This window comes from Streptomyces platensis (assembly GCF_008704855.1).
Taxonomy (GTDB): domain Bacteria; phylum Actinomycetota; class Actinomycetes; order Streptomycetales; family Streptomycetaceae; genus Streptomyces; species Streptomyces platensis.
On the sequence record NZ_CP023691.1, the window covers coordinates 3,218,110 to 3,241,856 of the forward strand.

Consider the following 23,747-nt stretch of genomic DNA (forward strand, 5'->3'; position numbering starts at 1 on the left):
CCAACGGTTGCACTCTTCCGCGGAGTTATTTCCCGGCCGGCCGAGGGCGGTTCCCCGGTCATCCGACGTGCGTACGGACGCGCCGGACGACCTCGGCCAGGACCTCGGCGCCGTCCCGTGCCCACAGCGCCGGGTTGAAGATCTCCACCTCGACCGGGCCCCGGTAACCGGCCGCCTCGACCCGCTCCCGGAACCACCGCAGATCAACCGAGCCGTCCCCGAGTTGCCCGCGCCCCAGCAGGACTCCTTCGGGCAGCGGGGTGACCCAGTCGGCGAGCTGGAAGGCGGCGATCCGGGAGCCGGCCGCGCCGCCGGTGCCGCCCGCGCGCCCGATCTGCGCGCCGACCGTGTCGTCCCACCACAGGTGGTAGGTGTCCACGACCACCCCCACCCGGTCGGCGGGGAACCGTTCGGCGAGGTCCAGGGCCTGCGCGAGCGTGGAGACCACGCACCGGTCCGCGGCGTACATCGGGTGCAGCGGTTCGAGCGCCAGGCGGACGCCCCGCTCGGCGGCGTACGGCGCCAACTCGCCCAGGGCGTCCGCGATCCGCTCCCGGGCGCCGGCCAGGTCCCGGCTGCCGGGCGGCAGCCCGCCGGAGACCAGGACCAGAGTGTCGGTCCCCAGGGCGGCCGCCTCGTCGAGGGCCGCCCGGTTGTCGTCCAGGGCGGCTGCCCGCTCGCCCGGTTCCAGGGCGGTGAAGAACCCGCCCCGGCACAGGCTGCTGACCCGCAGCCCGGCGTCCCGTATCAGCCGGGCGGCCGCGGCCACCCCGTACTGCTGGACGGGTGCGCGCCACAGGCCCACGCCCCGTACGCCGGCCCGTGCGCAGCCGTCGGCCAGTTCGGGCAGCGACCACTGGCGGAGGGTCTCCTGGTTGAGGCTGAGACGGTCGAGGAGTGACGGGGCGCCGTGGCTCATGCGCCCCCTCCCCCGTATACCGCGAGCAGGGTGCGCATCCGGTGGGCGGCGAGCCCGGGGTCCGGGAACAGGCCGAGCGCGTCGGCCAGTTGGTGGGCGCGCCGCAGATGCGGCAGCGAACGGGCCGACTGGAGGCCGCCGACCATGGTGAAGTGCGGCTGGTGGCCCGCCAGCCAGGCCAGCAGGACCACACCGGTCTTGTAGTGGCGGGTGGGTGCCGCGAAGAGGTGCCGGGCGAGCGTGACGGTGGGGTCCAGGGCGGCCCGGAAACCCGCGGTGTCCCCGGTGTCGAGGCGGCGGACGGCCGCCGCGGCCAGGGGGGCGAGCGGGTCGAAGACGCCCAGCAGGGCATCGCTGAAGCCGTGTGTGTCGCCCGCGATCAGCTCCGGGTAGTGGAAGTCGTCGCCGGTGTAGCAGCGCACGTCCGGGGGCAGCCGGCGGCGCAGCGCCACCTCCCGGACGGGGTCCAGCAGGGAGATCTTGACGCCGTCCACCGTGCCGGGGTGGTCGGCGACGAGCGCGAGGAGCGTCTCGGTGGCGGCGCCGGGATCCGCGCTGCCCCAGTAGCCCGCCAGTGCCGGGTCGAACATCGGGCCGAGCCAGTGCAGGATCGCCGGCCGGGTGGTCTGGCGCAGCAGATGGCCGTAGAGCTCCCGGTAGTCGTCGGGGCCGGTGGCGGCCGCGGCGAGCTGACGGGACGCCATCAGGACGGGCCGGGCGCCGGCCGCCTCGACGGTGCCGAGCTGTTCCTCGTACGCGTCCCGGACATCGGCCAAGGAGGCGCCGTGGGCGGGTAGTTGATCGGTGCCGGCGCCGCAGGCGAGCAGCCCGCCGACCGAGTGTGCCTCGGCGGCGGAGCGCCGGATCAGCTCGGCGGCGGCGCCCCAGTCCAGGCCGGCACCGCGCTGCGCGGTGTCCATCGCCTCGGCCACGCCCAGGCCGTGCGCCCACAGGTGGTGCCGGAAGGCGAGGGTGGCGTCCCAGTCGACGGCGGCCGGGCCGTCCGGGGTGGTGTCGGCGTACGGATCGGCGACCACATGGGCGGCGGCGTAGACCGTGCGGGAGCGCAAGGGGGGCGGCGGGGAAGCGGTCGGGGATACGGGGTCCGGCGCGGAACGGGCGGGGTGCGCCGGGGCGTTCACCGGATCGCCTCCGGCACGTCCAGGCGGCGTCCCTCCGAAGAGGAACGCCGCGCCAGTTCGGCGAGCTGGACGCCGCGGGCGCCCGCCGCCAGGTCCCAGCGCCAGGGCTCGTCGCGTACGACATGCCGGAGGAACAGCTCCCACTGGACCTTGAACCCGTTGTCGAAGTCGGCGTTGTCGGGGACGTCCTGCCATTGCGCGCGGAACGGCTCGGATGCCGGGACATCGGGGTTCCAGACGGGCTTGGGGGTGCCGGCGCGGTGCTGGATGCGGCAGTGGCGCAGCCCGGCGACGGCCGAGCCCTCGGTGCCGTCCACCTGGAACTCCACGAGTTCGTCGCGGTGCACCCGGACCGCCCAGGAGGAGTTGATCTGCGCGACGATGCCGCCGGCCAGTTCGAAGATGCCGTAGGCGGCGTCGTCGGCGGTGGCGTCGTACGGGGCGCCCGACTCGTCCCAGCGGCGCGGGATGTGGGTGGTGAGGTGCGCCTGGACGCTTCTGACCGGCCCGAACAGTTCGTGCAGGAGGTACTCCCAGTGCGGGAACATGTCCGCCGCGATGCCGCCGCCGTCCTCGGCGCGGTAGTTCCAGGAGGGGCGCTGCGCCGGCTGGGTGTCCCCTTCGAAGACCCAGTAGCCGAACTCGCCCCGTACGGACAGGAGGCGGCCGAAGAAACCGCTCTCGACGAGGCGGCGGAGCTTGCGGAGGCCGGGCAGGAAGAGCTTGTCCTGGACGACACCGTTCTTGACGCCCGCCTCCTGGGCCAGCCGGGCCAGCTTCAGGGCGCCGGCCAGGCCGCTCGCGGTGGGCTTCTCGACGTACAGATGCTTTCCGGCGGCGATCGCCTTGCCCACCGCTTCCTCGCGGGCGGCGGTGATCTGGGCGTCGAAGTAGACGTCGATGGTGTCGTCACCCAGTACGGAGTCGAGGTCGCAGCTCCAGTGCTCCACACCGTGGCGGTCGGCCAGCGCCCGCAGTTTGTGCGCGGAGCGGCCGACGAGGACGGGCTCGGGCCGGATCCGGGTCCCGTCGGCGAGCTCCAGGCCGCCCTGGTCGCGCAGGGCCAGGACGGAGCGGACCAGATGCTGGCGGTGTCCCATGCGTCCGGTCACGCCGTTCATGGCGATGCGTACGGTCGTGTGTGTCACGGCCCGGCCTCCCTCGCTCGCGGCGGGTGGGGAGCGTCCGCGGTGCGCGCTCTCCCGCGAGGACGCTAGCCCGCGCGCGAAGTCATCAACAGGGTGCGAAATTGCCGTGCGCGGTGCGGCCTCCTTCACCTATCCTTGACTAAGTCAAGGGTGAGGGGTCGATGATGACAACCGGTACGGCATCCGGCATGACCTCCGGCGCGGCGCGCGACGCCACGCCCGAGGTCCGCGAGCTGCGCAGATTCAACCGCTTCTACACGAACCTGATCGGCGCCCTCGACTACGGGCGGCATCTCTACACCCCCTTCACCCTCACCGAGGCCCGGGTGCTCTACGAGGTCGCGCACCACGAGCGGGTGGACGCCGCGGATCTGCGGGCCTCGCTGTCGCTGGACGCCGGCTATCTGAGCAGGCTGCTCGGCAAGTTCGAGGACCGCGAGCTGATCACCCGCGGCAAGTCCGAGCAGGACCCCCGCCGGCAGCGCATCACGCTGACCGACGGCGGCCGGGAGGCGGCCGGCCTGCTGGAGGAGCGCTCGCAGGACGCCGCCGGGTCGCTGCTGGAGCAGCTCCCGGACGAGGACCGGGCCCGGCTGGTGGACTCGATGCGGACCATCCGCGCCCTGCTCGGCGAGGGCGCCGCACACCCGGCCGAGAACCGGGCGGAGGTGACGCTGCGCACGTCCCGCCCCGGGGACCTGGGCTGGATGGTCGAGCGCAACGCCGCGCTCTACGCCGCCGAGTACGGCTTCGATCTGAGCTATGAGGCGCTGGTGGCCCGGATCATCGCCGAGTACGCCGAGGCCTTCGACCCGCGGTGGGACCGCACCTGGATAGCCGAGCTGGACGGGCGCCGGGCGGGCTCGGTGATGTGCGTACGGGACAGGCCCGGGGTGGCCCGGCTGCGGCTGCTGCTGGTGGAGCCGGACGCCCGCGGGCACGGCGTGGGCCGTCAACTCGTCGACGCCTGCGTGGAGTTCGCCCGCGAGGCCGGGTACGGCGAGATGGTGCTGTGGACCAACTCCGTCCTCGGCGCGGCCCGCCGTATCTATCAGCGGGCCGGGTTCGAGCTGGTCGCCGAGTCGGCGCACCACAGCTTCGGGCAGGACCTGGTCGGCCAGGACTGGCGGATGGTCCTGTGATGCCGCGGGCATTGCGGGCAGGGTGGAAGGGACGGACGACGATGGCGTGAACCACGAGGAGGAGCCCAGGCATGGTCAGCACCGGCAACGCACATGGCACCGCCCCCGCGATGCGCTTCGCTTTCTCCACACTCGGTGTGCCCGGCATGCCGGTGGCCGACGTCCTGCGGCTGGCCACCGACACCGGGTATCAGGGCGTGGAGCTGCGGGCCCATCCGGAGGAACCGGTGCATCCACTGATCGGGATGCGGGAACGGGCCGCGGTGCGCAAGCAGTTCGCGGACGCCGGGGTCGAGATCCTGGCCGTCGCCGGATACGCCCAGGTGGCCGCGGCCCGGGACACGGCGGGCGAGGAGGAGCTGGCGCAGGAGCTGAGCGAGCTGGTGTGGCTCGCCGCGGATCTGGGGGCGCCGTATGTCCGGGTCTTCCCCGGCGGCGGGGAGCGCCCGGCGGCCGAGGCGGACGCGGACGCCGCCCGCCGGCTCGCCGCGGTGGCCCCGCTCGCGGCCGAACGGGGCGTCCGGGTGCTGCTGGAGACCCATGACTCGCACCGTACGGGCGCGGCCGCCGCCCGGGTGCTGGGCCCCGTGGGGCACCGTCAGGTCGGGGCGCTCTGGGACGTGCTGCACAGCTGGCTCGGTGGCGAGGAGCCGACCGACACCCATGCCGCGCTCGCCCCGCATCTGGGCTATGTCCAGGTCAAGGACGTCGCCTCGGCCGAGGACCGCACCCCCCTCCCGCTCGGCGCCGGCACCGTCCCACTGGCCGCCGCCCTGGCCACCCTGGGCCAGGACCCCGCCGACGCCCACGGCCCGGTACCGGCCCCCGAGGGCACCTACGACCAGGGCGCGGGCGGCTGGCTGTGCTGGGAGTACGAGAAGCGCTGGTACCCGGGCGCGACCGACCTCCCCGCCCTGCTGGCCCCGGGCCGCGCCCATCTCCAGCGGCTCCTGGGAGACGGGCCTGCGGCTTCCTGAGGGGGAAGTGGCGGGCGGCGGCGGGTCGGGATACGGCCGGCCGGTCGCCTCGGGGGCGTCTCCGGCCGCCCCGCACGCCGTCGCCCGCATGGCCCGCGTCGTCGTCGGCCCCCAGGCCGCACCCACCGGCCCCGCGCCGGCGTCGGCCCACCCGCACGCCGCCACCCACCGCCCCCGCTCCTCCGCCGCCCCACCCCGGGCCGCGCCACCCGACGCCCCATCACACATCCCCCGCCGCCGCGCAATTGCTGGGCGCCACCGCGGATCGCGTCATTGACCGACAATTGTTTTCCGGCTATCCGTGTCTCCTTGGAAGTTTCCTTCAATGAGTCGAGGAAGCCCTCCGGAAGGAGCGCAGATGCACTCCAGACGTACCGTCCTGACCACCGCGGCCGCCGCGGCCGCCGCTGCCGCGGGCGCAGGCGCGGGTGCCGCCCCCGCGCACGGCACGGCGCCCGCCGTCGGCCAGCAGCCCGCCGCCCCCGCCCCGTCCGCCGCCACCCGGGCCCGGCTGCGCCGCCTCATCTCCCGTATGACTCCGGAGGAAAAGGTCGGCCAGCTCTTCGTCATGCGGGTCTACGGGCACTCCGCCACCGACCCCGACCCGGCCGATGCCGCCGCGAACCAGAAGGAGATCGGCGTCGCCAACGCCGCCGAGCTGATCGCCAAGTACCACGTCGGCGGCATCATCTACTTCGGCTGGGCACACAACACCCGTGAGCCGCACCAGATCGCCGATCTCTCCAACGGCATCCAGAAGGCCGCCGCCGCCCAGCGCGTCCCCGTGCCGGTGCTGATCTCCACCGACCAGGAACACGGCATAGTGGCCCGCGTCGGTGCGCCCGCGACGCTCTTCCCCGGGGCGATGGCGCTCGGCGCGGGCGGCTCCCGCGACGATGCCCGTACGGCGGCCCGGATCGCCGGCGAGGAGCTGCTCGCCATGGGCATCCGGCAGGACTACGCGCCGGACGCCGATGTCAATGTCAACCCCGCCAACCCGGTCATCGGGGTGCGCTCCTTCGGCGCGGACCCGCAGGCCGTGGCCCGTATGGTCGCCGCCGAGGTGAAGGGCTATCAGGGCGCCGGGATCGCCTCCTGCGCCAAGCACTTCCCCGGCCACGGCGACACCGACACCGACAGCCATGTCGGGCTGCCGTACATCCACCACAGTGCGCAGGAGTGGGAGCGGCTGGACGCGCCGCCCTTCAAGGCCGCGATCGCCGCCGGTATCGACTCGATCATGACGGCGCATATCGTCGTGCCCGCCTTCGACCCGAGCGAGGACCCGGCCACCCTCTCCCGCCCGATCCTCACCGGCATCCTGCGCGAAAAGCTCGGTTACGACGGTGTGGTGGTGACCGACTCCCTCGGGATGGAGGGCGTACGGGTGAAGTACGGCGACGCCCGGGTGCCGGTGCTGGCCCTCAAGGCCGGGGTCGACCAGTTGCTGAACCCGCCGGATCTGGCCGTCGCGCACGGTGCCGTCCTGGCCGCGCTCAAGGAGGGCGAGCTGACCGAGCGGGACCTCGACGCGAAGCTGCTGCGCATCCTGCTGCTCAAGGAACGGCGCGGACTCTTCAAGGACCCGTACACCACCCACCGGGCCGTGGACCGGGTGGTCGGCACCCGCGCGCACCTCGCCACCGCCGACCGGATCGCGGACCGCACCACCACACTGCTGCGCAACGACACCGGCATCCTGCCGCTGTCCCGGCGCCGGGAGGGCCGGGTGCTGGTGGCGGGCGTCGACGCGGCCGCGCCGTCCGGGACCGGCGGCCCGCCCACCACGGTGCTGGCGCGGGCCCTGACCGAGCTGGGCTTCACGGCCACCGCCCTGTCCACGGGCCAGACGCCGACTCAGCAGCGGATCGAGGAGGCGGTGGCGGCGCTCCGTGAGCGGGACGCGGTGGTGGTGGCCACCTATAACGTGACCGCGGCCTCGGGCCAGCGGAGGCTGGTGGAGGCGCTCCTCGCGACGGGTAAGCCGGTGGTGCAGCTGGCGGTCCGCAACCCGTATGACATCGCCCAGTTGACCGGGGTCACGGCGGCTCTGGCGAGCTATTCCTGGACGGATGTGGAGCTGCGGGCGGCGGCCCGGGTGATCGCCGGGCAGCGGAATCCGGCGGGCCGGCTGCCCGTCCCGATAATGCGCGCCGACGCCCCGACCCGGGCGCTCTACCAGATGGGCCACGGGCTGACGTACTGAGCCGACCCGGACACGGCGCGCTCCCCCGGTCCCTCGGGGAGCGCGCCGTTCGGCCGGTCACCGCACCGCGGCCGCGGGGCGCGGCGGCCCCGCGGCGGGTGGCGGACTCAGGGCCGCAGCAGCGGCATCCGCCGGATCTCCTGCTTGTCCAGCTTCTTGTTGTCCGGGGCCAGCGGGGCGGGCTTGCCGGCCGGGGCCTGGACACCGGCCCAGTCGAGAAGCTCGGCGGTGGCCTTGGTGCGGTCGGCCTCCTTCAGCTTCGCGATGTTCGAGCCGTGGTTGCCGCCGGGCACGGTGAAGACGTAGGAGTCCCGGGCGCCCTTGCCGACCTCGAAGTGCTCCGAACTCCACGGGTCGTACTCACCGTTGACGAACATCATCCGCTGTGCGTGGTGGCGCACCCAGCGGTCGACGTCGGGCATCGCGCGCCGGTCGAAGCGCATCGGGATGTCCTTCGGCACGAACGACCGGGAGTTGTTGATGCCGGGGTACTTCAGCAGACCGGACAGCTGCGGGTAGCCGTAGCCGGGCTCTCCGAGCTGGGTGCCCGCCTGGTAGTAGTACGGCGTGTACGGCTCCATGCCCTGGTCGGTGTAGCTGTCGAAGCCGCCGACCTTGTCCATCCACTTCCACAGCTCATCGGTGGAGACGGTCGGCTTGGGCACCTCGGCGCAGGCGGTCTCGGCCGGCTGGTACTGCCAGAACCCGAACACCAGGTCCGTGACCATGACTTCGTAGGCCCGGTCCGCGTTGCCGACCTTGGTGAAGGTCTGCTTCTCCTTGTCGGCCCACTTCTGGAAGCGCTTGACCATCTCGCCGCGGCGCAGCAGGGCCTCGCGCTCGATGGCGGTGAGGGCGGTGCGGCACTGCGCGGTCCCGACGGTGCGGAAGAACCGGTCGTACGCCGAGTCCTCGTCGTTGCGTACGTCATTGGGCGCGACATAGGCGACGGTGCCGTTCATGTCGTGCGGGAAGAAACGGCGGTAGTACGTGGCGGTCATGCCGCCCTTGCTGCCGCCGGTGTCGATCCAGTTCTTGCCGTAGATACGGTGCAGCGCCCGGAAGATACGGTGCTGGTCGTTGGCGGCCTGCCGGATGTCCAGCTTCTTCCAGTCGGTGGGCGTGGGCCGCGACGGGGTGAAGTACCGGTATTCCATCGAGACTTGGTTGCCGTCGATGATCTTGGTGGGTTCGCTGCGGGACGGCGTGGTGTTCACGTTGTACCCGGAGGTGAAGAACACCGTCGGCCGGTCCACCGACTTGTGCAGCAGGGTCAGCCGCTGCTGGAAGGTCCCCTTCGAGGGGTGCCGGTGGTCAACCGGCTGGGTGTAATTCAAAACGAAGTAGCGGTAGCCGTCGACCGGCTTTTCCTCGATGAGGCTCATCCCCGGAATCGCCAGGATCCGGTCCTTGATGTCCTCGGTCCGCGGCCCGGCGGCGGTAGCCGCCCCGGCCGGCGTGCTGCCGGCTCCCGCCGTGCCTATGAGCACCGCGAGCGACAGCAGCCATCTGGTGGCCTTGCGCATGCACCCTCCCCTTGGGATAGCAAAGGTCGGGCTGAACCTATCGGCGCGGCGGGGGTGCCACCAGCCCCTGGCGCCGTTCGGTGGATCAGCCGTTCGCGGCACGGCCGCCGCGACGCTGTGGTGGAACGGCCGCGGACGGGGCCGGGGCCGCCCCGGGGCGGCCCCCGAACGCCCCCTCAGGCCGCCAGTTCCTCCTCCTCGCCCGTGAAGGTGCGCCACAGCTCCGCGTAGCGGCCGTCGTGGGCGAGGAGCTGGCCGTGGCTGCCGTCCTCGACTATCCGGCCCTGGTCGAGCAGCACCACCCGGTCCGCGCGGGCCGCGGTGGTCAGCCGGTGGGCGACCACGAGGGTGGTACGGCGCCCCACGAGCCGGTCGGTGGCCTGGTTGACGACCGCTTCGGTGGCCAGGTCCAGGGACGCGGTGGCCTCGTCGAGCAACAGCACGTCCGGGTCGACGAGTTCGGCGCGGGCCAGCGCCAGCAGCTGCCGCTGGCCGGCCGAGAGGTTGCGGCCGCGCTCGGCGACCTCGTGGAGGTAGCCGCCGTCGAGGGTGGCGATCATCGCGTGGGCGCCGACGGCCCGGGCGGCGGCCTCCACCTCGGCGTCGGTGGCGTCCGGGCGGCCGTAGGCGATGGCGTCGCGGACCGTGCCGGCGAAGAGGTAGGACTCCTGTGGGACCACGCCGAGGCGGCGGCGGTAGCCGGTCAGGTCCAGCTCGCGCAGGTCGGTGCCGTCGACCCGGACGGCGCCCGAGGACGGGTCGTAGTACCGCGCGACCAGCTTGACCAGCGTGGACTTACCGGCGCCGGTCTCCCCGACGAAGGCGACGGTCTGGCCGGCCGGGATGGTCAGCGCGATACCGGCCAGCGCCGGCTCCTCGCCGTCGCCGCCGTAGTGGAAGTGCACATCGTCGAAGGTGATGGCACCCCGCAGCGCGGGCACCGCGCGGGGCCGCTCGACGGCCGGGGTGGTGGTCGGCTCGCGCAGCAGCTCCTGGATGCGGCCGAGCGAGACGGACGCCTGCTGGTAGCCGTCGAAGACCTGGGAGAGCTGCTGGACCGGGGCGAAGAACAGGTCGATGTAGAGCAGGTAGGCGACCAGTGCACCCGCGGTGAGGGTCTCGGAGCCGACCCGGCCGGCGCCGACGATCAGCACCAGCGCCGCCGCCACGGACGACAGCAGCTGGACGAAGGGGAAGTAGACGGATATCAGGAACTGGCCGCGGACCCGGGCCTGCCGGTAGGCGTCGCTGCGGGCGGCGAACCGCTCCGCGCCCTGCCCCTCGCGCCGGAACGCCTGCACGATCCGCAGTCCGGCCACGCTCTCCTGGAGGTCGCCGTTGACGACGCTGATCCGCTCGCGGGCGAGCTCGTAGGCCTTCACACTCTGCTTGCGGAAGAAGTACGTGCCGATGATCAGCGGCGGGAGGGTGGCGAAGACGACCAGGGCCAGCTGGAGGTCGATGGCCAGCAGCGCGATGAAGATGCCGAAGAAGGTCAGCATCGAGACCAGGGCGGTGACCAGACCGGTCTGGAGGAACGTGGACAGGGCGTCCACGTCCGTGGTCATCCTGGTCATGATCTTGCCGGTCAGCTCCCGCTCGTAGTAGTCGAGCCCGAGGCGCTGGAGCTGCGCGAAGATCTTGAGACGGAGGGCGTAGAGGATCCGCTCACCGATGCGTCCGGTCATGCGGTTGCCGCCGATCTGCGCGGCCCACTGGGCCAGGACCACGACCAGGGCGATGGCGGCGGCCGTCCAGACACCGATCAGCGCGCCGCGGCGGACGCCCTCGTCGATGCCCTGGCGGATCAGCACCGGCAGCAGCAGCCCGGCGAGCGCGTCCACGGCGACCAGTGCCAGCGCGAAGGCCAGCGGTCCGCCGAAGCCGTCCAGCAGCCGGCGCAGGCCGTAGGAGCGCTCGGGGCGGACGGCCCGGTCCTCGTCGACGTCCGGGGTGTCCGTGGCGGGCGGCAGCGCGGCGACCTGGGCGAGCAGCTCGGGTGTCGCGGGCAGTCCGGCCATCGCGGCGCCGATGCCGGGCCCGGCGGCGACGGCCGCGCGGGCCGCCATTCCGGCGCCGCCCGCCTCGGCCTCCTGCTCCCGGCGGACCCACAGCTCGGGGGTGATGGTGCCGTCCGCCCCGTCCCGGCCCGCCGCGCCGTCCCGTACGCCGTCGCGCCCGTCGGCGTCCGCTGCCGGGTCCCGCTGTCCGTCGGCGGCGAACTCGCCGTCGAAGGCACCGGCCAGCTCACCGGCCGGGTCCCGCTCGACGCCGCCCAGCTCCTCCGGGTCGGTCAGCAGCCTGCGGTAGAGGGGACAGCGTTCCGCCAGCTCCTCCTGGGTGCCGAGGTCGACCAGCCGCCCGCCGTCGAGGACGGCGACCCGGTCGGCGAGCGCCAGGGTGGAGGCGCGGTGCGCGATGAGCAGCGTCGTCCGGCCCGCCATGACGCCGCGCAGCGCCTCATGGATCTCGTGCTCGACCCGGGCGTCGACCGCCGAGGTCGCATCGTCCAGGACCAGCAGCCGGGGGTCGGTGAGGATGGCGCGGGCCAGGGCGACGCGCTGGCGCTGGCCGCCGGACAGGGTCAGCCCCTGCTCGCCGACCTTGGTGTCATAGCCCTCGGGGAGCTCGGATATGAAGCCGTCGGCCTGGGCGGCGCGGGCCGCGGCGCGCACCTGCTCATCGGTGGCGTCCGGATGGCCGTAGGCGATGTTGTCGCGCACGGAGTCGGAGAACAGGAAGCTGCTCTCGGGCACCAGGCCGATGGCGGCCCGCAGCGACTCCAGGGTCAGCTCGCGCACATCGTGGCCGCCGACCAGGACCCGGCCGGCGGAGACGTCGTAGAAGCGCGGCAGCAGCAGCGAGACGGTGGACTTGCCGCTGCCGGACGTGCCGACCACGGCGACGGTCTCCCCCGCCTCGATGCGCAGCGAGAAGTCATCGAGGACCGGGCGGACGGGACGGGCGGCGGACGGGGCATCCGGGGCGTCCGGGGCGGGGCCGGTGCCCTCGCCGTCGCCCTCGCCCCCGTCCGCGTCCCCGTGCAGCGGTGCGTAGCCGAACGTCACGCGGTCGAAGACGACGGTGGCCGGGGCGTCGGCGGGCAGCTCATGGGCGTCCGGCCGCTCGGCGAGCGTGGGCTCGGTGTCGATCAGCTCGTAGACCCGCTCCACACCGGCCCGGGCCTGCTGGCCGACGGTCAGCATCATCGCCAGCATCCGGACCGGTCCGACCAGCTGCGCCAGATAGGTGGAGAAGGCGACGAAGGTGCCGAGGGTGATCTGTCCCTGGGTGGCCATCCAGCCGCCGAGGGCCAGCATCGCGACCTGGCCGAGCGCGGGGACGGCCTGGAGGGCGGGGGTGTAGCGGGCGTTGAGGCGGACCGTGCGCAGCCGCCCGGCGAACAGCCGGCGGCTGACCTCGCGCAGCTTCCCGGTCTCCTGCTCCTCCTGCCCGAAGCCCTTGACGACCCGCACCCCGGCTACGGCGCCGTCCACGACCCCGGCCACCGCGGCCGCCTGCCCCTGGGCGTACCAGGTGGCGGGGAAGAGGCGGGCGCGGCTGCGCTTGGCGATGAACCACAGGGCGGGGGCGACGGCCAGCGCGACGACGGTGAGCAGCGGCGACAGCACCGCCATCACGGCCAGCGAGACCGCGAACAGCAGGACGTTCCCGATCATCATCGGGAGCATGAACAGCAGGCTCTGGATCAGCTGGAGGTCGCTGGTGGCGCGGCCGACCACCTGGCCGGTGCTGAGCTCGTCCTGCCGCCGCCCGTCGAGCCGGGCGATCGAGCCGAACATCCGGGTCCGCAGATCGTGCTGGAGGTCCAGGGCGAGCCGGCCGCCGTAGAAGCGGCGGATGTAGGTGAGGACGTAGACGACGAGCGCGGCCACGACCATGAGGGCGGCCCAGGGGCCGAGGGGGCGCGCCTGCCGGACGATGACATCGTCGATGATCAGCTTCGGTACGAGCGGGACCAGGGCCAGCACGGCCATCCCGGCGAGCGAGGAGCCCAGGGCCAGCAGCACGTCTTTCCGGTACTGCCAGCAGTCGCGGGTCAGCCGCCGCGCCCAGCCCGCTCGTTCCGTGTCCGTCGCCGCCACCCGGTGCCTCCCGCCCCTCGACCTTTTCGAACTGTTCGAGGGCACTAACACCGCGTGACGCGGATTTCATCCCGCTGCCACGAACTTCTGTGCGCGCCCGGCCCCCGGCACGGCGGACGGCCCCGTTCCGGATCTCGTCCGGGACGGGGCCGTCGCTCAGCGGGGCCGTTACTCAGCGGGCGCGGCGGGCTACTTCCCCCGCTCCGCCGCCGGGTCCGGCACCCGCTCCACCGTCAGCTCCGAGATCCCCGGATGCGGCTTGGGCTTGCCGTCGGCCGACGGGCTCCGGTCACCGTGCACCGTGACCCGTACGTACCGGGCCGGGCTGCGGCCCGCGTATCCGGTCCCCGTCCAGTGCTTGCCGTCCAGGGAGACCTGGACGGTGTAGGACGTGGGCCGGGTCCCGTTCCAGTGCGGGGTGATCTGGCCGACGCGGGTGGTCCGGCCGAGGTCGACGGTGAGGGTGCCGGTGGCGGCGTCGGGCACCCAGGCCGTGGTGGCGTTGCCGTCCACCGCGGCGCCCGCGTAGAGACCGGGCTCCTCCGAGGTCGCGGTGGCCGTGGTGCACCGGGCCGCGTTCGAGGTGGCCGCCAGGTCCGGGCGGCGGGTCTTGAGGACGGCGGGCACACCCCGGCTGACGATCTTCTCGCCCTCCGGCGACTCGATCCGCATCGGCGCACCGGCGGTCAGCCGCACGGTGGTCTGGTGCGCGCCGATCCCGATGTCGTAGGTCCGGCCCTGCCAGTGCAGTCCGCGCAGCGTGACGCCGTCGGAGAGCTGCGGCGGCAGCATCGGGTCGAGCCGCACCCGGTCCTCGCGCAGCCGCAGCCCTGTCAGCCCGTGGGTGAAGGTCTGGAGGAAGCCGCCCTTGCCGGTGAGGAAGTCCTGGGCGGGCTTGCCGGCGTGCGGGTCGGAGGCACCGGCCTTCTCGCCGCGCGCCTCGGAGAACTGCTGGAACGGCCCGCGGACGAACGGCTTGATGGACCGCAGCAGATAGGTGTACGTGGAGCAGCCGGCCTCGCCGATACCGGCCGCGTCGATGGCGTGCACCGAGTCGGTCATGGCCGGGCCGTCCGGGTCGGTGTGCCCGGCGTAGAAGTCCAGCGTGCGGGCCGCCTGCGTCTGCGACATCGGCCATTCCAGCGGGTACATCAGCAGCACGGTGTCGGCCTGCTTGATGGTCGTGCCCTGGTAGCCGGCGTACTGCTCGAAGACCTTCTTCTTGCTGTCGTACGGGATGCGCAGCTTGTCGGCGACGGTCTTCCAGGAGGCCGGTGCCTTCTCGCCGAGGATCGCGGCGACCCGGCCGGCGTGCCGCAGCGCGGTGGCGGCCCCGGCGTTGGTGAACACCGCGTCGTTGACGCCGTTGCTGTACTCGTCGGGACCGGCGACGTTCTTGACGGAGTAACTGCCGTCGGTGTTACGGGTGGCCCGGGACGCCCAGAATTCGGCGATGCCCTTGAGGACCGGCCAGCCGCGGGACCGCAGCCAGGCGGTGTCCTTGGTGGCGAGGTAGTACTGCCAGGTGGCCAGGGAGATATCGCCCATGAGGTGGTTCTGGGTCTTGCAGTGCGGCGGGTCCCAGCTGTGGCACTCGGTCCACAGATCGCCCTTGCTGCCGCTGGTCCAGGAGTAGAAGAGCCCCTTGTAGCCGAGCTTGCGGGCGTTGGCGGCGGCCCCGGCCCGGGTCTTGTAGCGGTAGTCGACGATCGACCTGGCGAGGGCGGGGTGGGCGGCGAGCAGGCCCGGGTACATCCAGGTCTCGGCGTCCCAGAAGATCTCGCCGGCGTAGTTGTCGCTGGTCAGACCGGTGGGGCCGATGCTGTTGCGGTTGCCCGCGCGGGTGTTGGCCAGCAGGCCGTACTGCGCCGAGCGGACCCAGGACTGGAGGTCCCGGCGGCCCTTGACCTCGATGTCGCTGCGCCACAGCCGCTGCCAGGCGGCGCTGTGCCGGGCGAACAGGGCGTCCCAGCCGCGGTCGGCGGCCCGCCGCGAGGCAGCGTCGGCGGCGGCGCGCGGGGTGCGGGAGGTGAGTGCGGTGTCCACGCCGACGTACTTGGTCAGCTCGTACGAGCGGCCGCTGCGGACCGGGAAGGACACCTGCTGCCGGTTGCTCAGCTTGTCCTGCGCCGCCGGGCGGGGCGGGTTGGCGCGTACGCCGGGCCCGGTGCGCAGGGTGGAGGCCACCGCGCCCTCGGTCTTCGTCCCGTCCGTGCGGAACCCGACGTCCATGGTGCGGCCGGGGGCCGCGCCGCCGGCTTCCTTGCCGCCGGTCGCCGCGCCGCCCGTCTCCTTGCCGCCGGCCTCCTTGCCTCCGGTGGTGGCCCCGTCCTCGGAGGGCGTCATCCGGCGGGCGCCGCGGCCGTCGAGGCCGTCGGTGACCGTGGACGAGCCGCTCCAATGGGGCGTCATCCGCAGGCGTACGGCGCCGGTGTGGGCGTCGGTGCGGTCGGCGAGCACGTCGTAGACCAGGTCGGTGACGCGGCCGTCGGCGGCGGTCCAGGTCAGCGACGTACGGACGAATCCGCAGCGCAGGGAGAGCGTCTGACGGTAGTGCGAGATCCGGCCGGGCGCGGTGGCGGAGGAGAAGGTGTCGGGGTGCGCGCCGCCGGTGGCGACGTCGAGGGTGGTCCAGGTGGGGAGCGCGGCGATGGCCTGCCGGCCCTTGAGGTCCTTGGGCCCCTTGGCGTACAGCCCGGAGACGAACGAGCCGTCGTATTCGGGGGTCTTGAGCGGCCAGCCGGTCGTTCCGCCGGGGGCCGCGTAGCCGGTGCCGTTGGGCGGCACCCGCTGTCCGAGGTAGCCGTTGCCCACGAACGCGTGGTGACTGTCCTTCGGGTCGATCCTGGTGGCGGTGGCGGTCCAGCCGTCGCCCTTCATACAGGGCCCCTGCGGGGAACCGGGCGGTTCCGGCGCCGGAGTGGGCGCCGCTGCGGAGGCCGAGACGGGCGCGAGGAGCGCGATCAGCGCGGTGGCGAGCAGGGGGGCGACCAGCTTGCGGGAGCGCGGCGCCACGGGACGGACCGGCCGCTGCGGCGGCCGGTCCACGGGGTGCTGTGCCGAAGGGTGCATGGTTCTCCGTCGTCTGTGCGCGGTCCGCACCGCTCCCGCGATACGGACTCACCATGGACATCATCAGGCCCCCGCCTGCCCTGCACCCTAGGACGGCTCCCCCGTTCGGGTCACGGGATCGACGAGGCCGGCTTCAGCCCGGGTCCTCCAATTGGTCAACAAGGCCCTCCATAGGGCACACTTTTAGACTGACCAGTCAGATCAAAAGGGGAGGGGTGTCGGTGAACACCACCCGCCAGGGGGCGGCGGTCCACGCCGACGGAATCGGAGTGGAGGGCCCACGGGGATGGGCCTTCCGAGCGGTCGACATCACCGCGGAACCGGGCACGCTGATCGCGGTCCAGGGCCCCTCCGGCTCCGGCCGCACCTGTCTGCTGCTGGCCCTCACCGGCCGGATGCGGATCACGGAAGGGGAGGCGACGGTCGCCGGGCTCGCGCTGCCCAAGCGGATGGGGTCGGTGCGCAGCCGTACCGCCCTCGCCCATGTGCCGGGCGTCGCCGACCTCGAACCGGCCCTCACGGTCGGCGAACACCTCAAGGAGCGCGCCCTGCTGGGCCCCCGTATCCAGGGCTCGCCGCTCGCTTCGCTCCCCTGGGGCAAGCGCCACAAGGAGGCCACCCGGGCCCGGGTCGACGCCGCCCTCGCGGCCGCCCGGCTCGACCCCGAGACCCTCCCCAAGGGTCTGCGCACGACCGTGCGCGATCTGGAGCGGATCGAGGCGCTGCGGCTCTCCGTCGCACTCGGGCTGATGCACGGCCCGCAGCTGCTGGCCGTCGACGACGTGGACCTCAAGCTCGCCGACGCCGAGCGCACCGAGGCCTGGCAGCTGCTGCGGGACCTCACCCGCGAGGGCCTCACCGTCATGGCCGCCGGCGACGGCGCACCGGAGGACGCACTGATCGTCCGCACCGCGCGCACGGCCGCCGAGGCCGCCGAGGCCGCCGAGGCCGCCGAGGCCGACCCCACCCCCGTCCAGGACGACGCCCACACCACCGAGGAGGAGGCAGCGGATGCGTTCGCCGAAGCTGGCCGCTCTTGAGCTCAGGCGGTTCAGCAGGGGCAAGCTGCCCCGGCTGGGCCTGGTGGCCCTGACGCTGATCCCCCTGCTCTACGGAGCCCTGTACCTCTGCTCGTTCTGGGACCCGTACAGCCGCCTGGACAAGATCCCGGTGGCTCTCGTCAACGACGACCGCGGCGCCACCACCGGCGGCAAAGAGATCCACGTGGGCGACGAGCTGGCCGAGAACCTCAAGGACAGCAAGAAGTTCCACTGGGAGGACGTCAGCGCCGCCGACGCCGCCAAGGGCGTCGAGAACGGCACGTACTACCTCTCGCTGACCGTCCCCGAGGACTTCAGCGAGCGGATCGCCTCCAGCTCCGGGAAGACCCCGCAGACCGGCGCGCTCAAGGTCCGGACGAACGACGCCAACAACTACGTCGTCGGCTCGATCTCCAAGACGGTGTTCTCCGAGGTCCGTGCCAAGACCTCGGCCGCTTCGTCGCGGACCATGCTCGACAAGATCTTCATCTCGTTCTCCGATCTGCACGACAAGACGGCAGAGGCCGCGGACGGCGCCGGGAAACTCGATGACGGCCTCGGCACCGCCAAGGACAAGACCGGCCGGCTCGCCGACGGCCTCGGCAAGCTGAACAAGGGCGCGGACCGGATCAGCAAGGGCGCGGCGGAGGCCGCCACGAAGGCCAGGCAGCTGAGCCTGGGCGCCCGCAAGGTCTCGGACGGTACCCAGCAGCTCGCCGACAAGGTCCACGGCATCGCCCGTAAGGACCTCCCCTACCTGAGGGAGCACGGCCGGGAGATCGGGCAGTGGGCCCAGGTCGTCGCCGACCTCAGCCAGAAGCTCGACGAGGACCTCGGCCGGCTGCCGGGGGACTCCGCCAAGGCCGCCCAGCAGGCACGGGAGAACGCCGACAACGCCGCGGAGCTCTACCAGGACCGCTGCAACGGCCTCGTCGACACCGACCCCGACTGCCCCAAGCTGAAGGCGATCGCGGACGGCAGCGCCCTCGCCGCCGACACGGCGGAGAAGGTCAACGACACCGTCGCCCACACGGACTTCGGCCAGCTGCGCACCAAGGTGCGGGAGCTGCACCACGGCGCCGCGATGGTCGCCAATGAGGCACCGGGCATCGCGAACCGGGCGGACAAGGCGATCGGCCAGATCAACCAGCTCAACGCGGGTGCCCACAAGGTCTCCCAGGGCGCCGGGCTGTTCGCCGACGGCATCGGCACGCTCGCCGACGGCGCCGGCAAGCTCCACGACGGCCTGGGCGTCGCCAAGGACGGTGCCGACAAGCTCACCGGCGGCCTGTTCAAGCTCAAGGACGGCAGCAACCAGCTGTCCGACGGGCTGCACAGCGGCGTCTCCAAGATCCCGGACTACAACAAGAAGGACCGCGACACCCGCACCGGGGTGATGGCCGACCCGGTCGAGCTGGCCGCCAAGTCGCTGCACAAGGCGCCCAACTACGGCACCGGCCTGGCGCCGTACTTCATCCCGCTCTCCCTCTGGGTCGGCGCGATGGTGGCCTTCATGCTGCTCCAGCCGCTGGGCAAGCGCGCACTGGCCGCGGGCGCCCCGGGCTGGCGGATCGCCCTCGGTTCCTGGCTGCCGGCCTACGCGATCGGCGTCGTCCAGGTGCTCGCGCTGATGGCCGTGCTCCACTGGGGCCTCGGCCTGGAGATGGCCCGCACGGCCGGCACCGTCGGCTTCCTGCTGCTGGCCACGGCCTGCTTCACCGCCATCATCCAGCTGCTGGGCGCGTTCTTCGGCCCGGCCGGCCGGGTGCTGACCCTGGTCGTCCTGATGCTCCAGCTGACCTCGGCGGGCGGCACCTACCCGGTGCAGACCAGCCCCGGCTTCTTCGCCGCCATTCACCCCTTCCTGCCGATGAGTTACGTGGTCGACGGCCTGCGCCGGCTGATCACCGGCGGTGACCTCGCCATCGTGCAGCAGGGCTGTGTGGTCCTGGCGGTCTTCACCGTCGGCGCGCTGGCACTCACCGCCCTCGCGGCGCGCAGCCGGCAGGTCGTCCGGATGAAGGACCTGCATCCGGAACTGAGCCTGTGAGCGAACGGAGTGAGTTCACCATGAAGAGGTGCGCGCTGAGCGCATGCGAAGCCGAGCACAGCGAGGTTTCGGCATGAGCGTCCTCCCGGGGCCCCGGGGCGGTGCCGTCGACGGCACCGCCCCGGGGGCTTCCCCCGTCACCCGCCGCAGCTCCACGCGCCGCCGGCTCTTCGACGCCGCCGTCACCCTCATCGCGGAACAGGGCTTCTCCGCCACCACCGTCGACGAGATCGCTGACCGCGCCGGCGTCGCCAAGGGCACCGTCTACTACAACTTCGCCAGCAAGAACGTCCTCTACGAGGAGCTGCTGCGGGACGGCATCGATCTGCTCGCCGACTCCCTGCGCCGGGCCGCCGACGCCACCGCGGCCCGCGGCGGCACCCGGGTCGACGCCCTGGACGCGATGATCCGGGCCGGCCTGGACTTCATCGCCTGCTCCCCCGCCCTGATCCAGCTCTACGTCGCCGAACTCTGGCGCACCAACCGCACCTGGCGCGACACCCTCACCTCCGTACGCGGCCGGGCCCAGGCCGTCGTCGAGGACGTCCTCCGGGACGCCGTACGGAACGGGGAGCTCTCCGACGAGCTCGACATCCCCCTCACCGCCTCCGCCCTCCTCGGCATGGTCCTGGTGGCCGCCCTGGACTGGCAGTCCTTCCAGCCGGACCGCTCGGTCGAGGACGTGCACGCGGCGCTGTCCCGGCTGCTCCAGGGCCGGGTGGGGGCAGGCCGGAACCCCTCCGAGGGACCGTAGTTCCGCGGCCCGCCCACCAGGAGCCTCAGGCGTCCAGGTGGGTGGGCGCGAACATCCGCAGCCGGGCCGGGAGGACGACGACCGACGGGCCGGGGGCCGCCAGCGCCGCCGCCAGGTCCGTACGCAGCCGCTCCGGGCTCGTCCGGACCGCGGGCACGCCGAACGACCCGGCCAGGGCCACGAAGTCCGGCCGGGTGAGTTCGGTGGCGGTGGCCTCGCCGAACGCGTCGGTCATGTACTCGCGCAGGATGCCGTAGCCGCCGTCGTCCACGATGAGCCAGGTCACCGGCAGGTCGTACTGCCGGGCGGTGGCCAGCTCGGCGATCGAGTACATCGCGCCGCCGTCCCCGGAGACCGCCAGCACCGGCCGCGCCGGATCGGCGACGGCCACGCCCAGCGCCGCCGGGTAGCCGTACCCCAGCCCGCCGGCGCCCTGCGCCGAATGCAGCGCGTTGCTGCGCCGCGGGTCGAAGGCGGACCAGGCCCAGTACGCGAGGATCGTCATGTCCCAGCAGCTGACCGCGCCGTCGGGCAGCGCGTCCCGTACCGAGGCCAGGATCCGCTGCTCCAGGTCGAGTTCCTGCCCGGCGATCCGGTCGTGGACACGGGCCAGGAGGGCGGCTACGGCGGCTTCGGGGGTGGCGGGTTCGGCTCCGGCCTCTCCGGCGGGACCGGTGTCCCGGGGCCCGTGGTCCTCTTGGATCTCCCCGTTCTCCCCGTCCTCCCCGTCCTCCCCTTCCTCCCCGACCGCCTCGACCAGCGCGGCCAGCGCCGCTCGCGCGTCCGCGTGGATGCCCAGCGCGGCATGGTTCGACTCCAGCTTGCCGAGGTCCGCCTCGATCTGCACGACCTGCCCCCGCGGCCGGAACGTGTGGTAGTTCGAGGAGAGTTCACCCAGTCCCGAGCCGACCACCAGCAGGGTGTCCGCGTCCTCCAGGAAGGTGGTGGTGTGGCGGTCCTCCATCCAGGACCGGAGGGAGAGCGGATGCTCCCACGGGAAGGCGCCCTTACCGCCGAAGGTGGTGGCCACCGGAGCCCGCAGCTGCTGGGCGAGCGCCAGCAGCTCCGCCTCGGCCCCGGCCCGGACCACGCCGCCGCCGGCCAGGATCACCGGCCGCCGGGCCCGGGTCAGCCGGCTCGCCGCCGCCGCGATCAGCTCCGGCCGTGGCAGCAACTCCCGTGGGGTGGCGTCCAGTTGAGCCACCGGCGGAACGTCGACCTCCGCCAGCAGCACATCCTGCGGAATCTCCAGCCACACCGGCCCGTGCGGGGCACTCAGTGCCGACTCCCAGGCGGCGGCCACCGCCGAGGGGATCTGTGAGGCGGTACGCGCCGTATGGACGGACTTGACCACCCCGCGGAACGAGGCGCTCTGGTCGGCGAGTTCATGCAGATAGCCATGGCGCCCGCCGCCGATCCCGGCCAGCGGCACCTGGCTGCCGATGGCCAGTACGGCCGCCGAACCGGCCGCCGCCTCCTGGAGCGCGGCCAGCGTCATCAGCGCACCGGGCCCGGTGGAGACCAGCAGCGGCGCGACCCCGTGCGTGGCCCTGGCGTACGCATCGGCGGCGAAGCCCGCGTTGTTCTCCACCCGCAGCCCCACGTAGCGCAGGGCGGAGCGGCGCAGCGCGTCGAACACCCCGAGCGCATGCTGCCCCGGCAGCCCGAAGACGGTACGCGCGCCCAGCGCGGCCAGCGACTCGATGACCAGGTCACCGCCGTTGCGCCGGTGCCGCGTGGCGGTGGGGTGGGTGCTGCTCATGGGTGCGGGGTGCCTTCCTGGTGGGGGCGGACGGGCGGATGGAGGGGTGAGGGATGGAGGGATGGAGGGGTGGGCGGACGGGCCGATGGGCGGGAGAGCGGGTGTCGGGGCGGGGCCGGGGTCAGGCGCCGCCTGAGGCGGACGTGGTCACCGGTGCCGCTCCCCCGGCCGCTTCCCCGTCCGCTTCCCCGTCCGAACCGCCGTCCGGGCCGTCTCCCGTCCGCCCGGCCAACCGCGCCCGCCAGGCGGCCAGTACCGCCGCGTCCGTGGGCGGAGTGGCCAGGCTGACGCCCCCATAGGCCACGAGCGAGGCGAGCAGCCCGTAATAGATCGGCTCGTTCGCGAGGACGCCGAGCGAGACCATCAGGCCGATGACGGTCAGGCCGCCGACCGCGACCGAGGCCAGTGCACCGGCGGCGGTGCCGCGCTTCCACAGCAGCCCGCCGAGGATGGGCACCAGCAGCCCGCCGACGAGGACGTTGTAGGCGAGGGTGAGCGCCTCGACGACATTGTTGAGCACGAGCGCGATGACGATGACCGCGAGGCCCATGAGGAGGATGAAGGCGCGGTTGCCGCGCACCTCGTCCGGCGCCTCGGCACCTTCCCCGGCCCGGTCCGCCGACAGTGACCCGCCGGTGTCGCCCGAGTCGCCGGAGTCTCCCGAGTCGCTGGAGTCTCCCGCGTGCGGCTTCCGGCGCACCGCGACGACGCCCTTCACCCGCGCCCAGATGTCGTTGTGGGCGACCGTGGCACAGGCGATCAGCGCGCCCGAGGACGTGGACATCACCGCGGACAGCGCCGCCGCCAGCACCAGCCCGCGCACGCCCACCGGCAGCGCGTCCCTGACGATCGTGGCGAAGGCGTCGTCCGGGCTGCCCAGATGCGGGTAGAGCACCTTGGCGGCGGTGCCGATGACCGCACCGGCCAGGGCGTAGGCCAGACAGTACGTACCGGCCGCGGTGCCGCCCAGCCGCGCCACCTTGTCGCTGCGCGCGGTGAACACCCGCTGCCAGATGTCCTGCCCGATCAGCATGCCGAACGAATAGATCAGTACGTAGGTGAAGACCGTCTGCCCGCCGATGCCCAGGGGCGCGAAGTAGTCGTCCGGCAGCTGCGCCTTCATCTCGGCGAAGCCGCCCGCCTTGATGACCGCGAGGGGCAGCAGGAGCAGCAGCACCCCGATCGTCTTGACGACGAACTGGACCATGTCGGTGAGGGTGATCGACCACATCCCGCCGAGCGTCGAGTACGCGACGACGATGGCTCCGCCGAGGATGATCGAGAGCGACCGGTCGAGGCCGAAGAGCACATCGAAGATGGTCGCGTAGGCGATCGTCGAGGTCACCGCCAGCATCAGGGTGTACGCCCACATGACGACACCGGAGATGATCCCGGCGGAGCCGCCGTAGCGCAGGTCCAGCATCTCGGAGACCGTGTAGACCTTCAGCCGGGCGATCCGGGCCGAGAAGAAGACGCTCAGCGCGAGCAGCCCGAGGCCGATGGTGAAGACCATCCAGGCGCCGGAGAGGCCGTATCGGTAGCCGAGGCCCACCCCGCCGATGGTGGAGGCGCCGCCGAGCACGATCGCCGCCATCGTTCCCGAGTACATCGCGGGGCCGAGGCGGCGGCCCGCGACCAGGAAGTCGCTCTTCGATTTGGCGCGGCGCATCCCCCACCAGCCCATGGCGAGCATTCCGGCCAGATAGAGCACGATCACCGCATAGTCGACAGCCATGGGCCATCCCTTCCAGCTGCGCCGAGGGGAGAGGGGAGAGGGGGTGAAGCGCGGGGGGTGTGGGGCACGGGGGGGGACGACGGGCGCTCGGCGAGCGGGGGTCCCGTCCGAGCGCCGCGTCCCGGGGGTTGACCCTAGGAGGCGGCCGGACGACGCTGAAGTGTACGT

General features: G+C 72.9%; 14 protein-coding genes. 6 read left to right on the forward strand and 8 right to left on the reverse strand.

Translation table 11 applies throughout. The annotated features are described in order from the left end of the window. Positions 1-58: 58 nt before the first annotated feature. The 3 genes from CP981_RS14105 to CP981_RS14115 are packed head-to-tail and all read right to left on the reverse strand — an operon-like array spanning position 59 to position 3,209. Positions 59-919, reverse strand: coding sequence for a sugar phosphate isomerase/epimerase family protein (locus tag CP981_RS14105; protein WP_085928009.1), 861 nt, complete (start codon positions 917-919; stop codon positions 59-61). Next, on the reverse strand, positions 916-2,061 hold the full coding sequence (locus tag CP981_RS14110; protein ID WP_085928010.1) for a dihydrodipicolinate synthase family protein: 1,146 nt from the start codon (positions 2,059-2,061) through the stop codon (positions 916-918). The genes CP981_RS14105 and CP981_RS14110 overlap by 4 nt, the downstream gene beginning before the upstream one ends. Continuing rightward, positions 2,058-3,209 carry a Gfo/Idh/MocA family protein gene (locus CP981_RS14115; RefSeq protein WP_085928011.1) on the reverse strand — a complete coding sequence of 384 codons (1,152 nt, stop codon included), beginning with the start codon at positions 3,207-3,209 and terminating at the stop codon, positions 2,058-2,060. Before CP981_RS14115 ends, CP981_RS14110 begins: the two co-directional genes overlap by 4 nt. A 164-nt stretch (positions 3,210-3,373) precedes the next feature. On the opposite strand from CP981_RS14115, the gene CP981_RS14120 reads away from it, so the two are divergent. The 3 genes from CP981_RS14120 to CP981_RS14130 all read left to right on the forward strand — a co-directional run bounded on the left by CP981_RS14120 (position 3,374) and on the right by CP981_RS14130 (position 7,534). Beyond that, entirely contained in the window at positions 3,374-4,351 is a 978-nt protein-coding gene (locus tag CP981_RS14120; protein WP_085928021.1) for a bifunctional helix-turn-helix transcriptional regulator/GNAT family N-acetyltransferase, read from the forward strand. Between the two features lie 110 nt (positions 4,352-4,461). Continuing rightward, positions 4,462-5,328 carry a sugar phosphate isomerase/epimerase family protein gene (locus CP981_RS14125; protein WP_167536222.1) on the forward strand — a complete coding sequence of 289 codons (867 nt, stop codon included), beginning with the start codon at positions 4,462-4,464 and terminating at the stop codon, positions 5,326-5,328. Positions 5,329-5,686: 358 nt separating this feature from the next. After that, positions 5,687-7,534 carry a glycoside hydrolase family 3 protein gene (locus tag CP981_RS14130; RefSeq protein ID WP_085928013.1) on the forward strand — a complete coding sequence of 616 codons (1,848 nt, stop codon included), beginning with the start codon at positions 5,687-5,689 and terminating at the stop codon, positions 7,532-7,534. 107 nt (positions 7,535-7,641) lie between these two features. Here CP981_RS14130 and CP981_RS14135 read toward each other — a convergent pair whose 3' ends face one another. The 3 genes from CP981_RS14135 to CP981_RS14145 all read right to left on the reverse strand — a co-directional run bounded on the left by CP981_RS14135 (position 7,642) and on the right by CP981_RS14145 (position 16,238). Then, positions 7,642-9,060 (reverse strand): S28 family serine protease, encoded by a 1,419-nt coding sequence (locus CP981_RS14135; protein ID WP_085928014.1) that lies wholly within the window; start codon positions 9,058-9,060, stop codon positions 7,642-7,644. 176 nt (positions 9,061-9,236) lie between these two features. After that, a complete protein-coding gene (locus tag CP981_RS14140; RefSeq protein ID WP_085928015.1) occupies positions 9,237-13,166 on the reverse strand; it encodes an ABC transporter ATP-binding protein in 3,930 nt (1,309 codons plus the stop codon). A gap of 189 nt (positions 13,167-13,355) precedes the next feature. Beyond that, positions 13,356-16,238, reverse strand: coding sequence for a discoidin domain-containing protein (locus CP981_RS14145; RefSeq protein ID WP_085928016.1), 2,883 nt, complete (start codon positions 16,236-16,238; stop codon positions 13,356-13,358). A gap of 221 nt (positions 16,239-16,459) precedes the next feature. Between CP981_RS14145 and CP981_RS14150 the strand changes: the two genes are divergently transcribed. From CP981_RS14150 to CP981_RS14160, 3 genes are all read left to right on the forward strand, one after another. Beyond that, the gene (locus CP981_RS14150; protein ID WP_085928022.1) at positions 16,460-17,278 is read left to right on the forward strand and encodes an ATP-binding cassette domain-containing protein; all 819 of its coding nucleotides are present in this window, start codon (positions 16,460-16,462) and stop codon (positions 17,276-17,278) included. Continuing rightward, positions 17,250-19,328: a YhgE/Pip domain-containing protein gene (locus CP981_RS14155; RefSeq protein ID WP_085928017.1), complete on the forward strand. Its 2,079-nt coding sequence runs from the start codon at positions 17,250-17,252 to the stop codon at positions 19,326-19,328. Before CP981_RS14150 ends, CP981_RS14155 begins: the two co-directional genes overlap by 29 nt. A gap of 73 nt (positions 19,329-19,401) precedes the next feature. After that, the gene (locus CP981_RS14160) at positions 19,402-20,082 is read left to right on the forward strand and encodes a TetR/AcrR family transcriptional regulator (RefSeq protein WP_150522338.1); all 681 of its coding nucleotides are present in this window, start codon (positions 19,402-19,404) and stop codon (positions 20,080-20,082) included. A 25-nt stretch (positions 20,083-20,107) separates the two neighbouring features. Here CP981_RS14160 and CP981_RS14165 read toward each other — a convergent pair whose 3' ends face one another. Next, entirely contained in the window at positions 20,108-21,844 is a 1,737-nt protein-coding gene (locus CP981_RS14165) for a thiamine pyrophosphate-binding protein (RefSeq protein WP_085928726.1), read from the reverse strand. A gap of 121 nt (positions 21,845-21,965) precedes the next feature. Further along, positions 21,966-23,579 (reverse strand): sodium:solute symporter family protein, encoded by a 1,614-nt coding sequence (locus CP981_RS14175; protein WP_085928727.1) that lies wholly within the window; start codon positions 23,577-23,579, stop codon positions 21,966-21,968. Between the last annotated feature and the right edge of the window lie 168 nt (positions 23,580-23,747).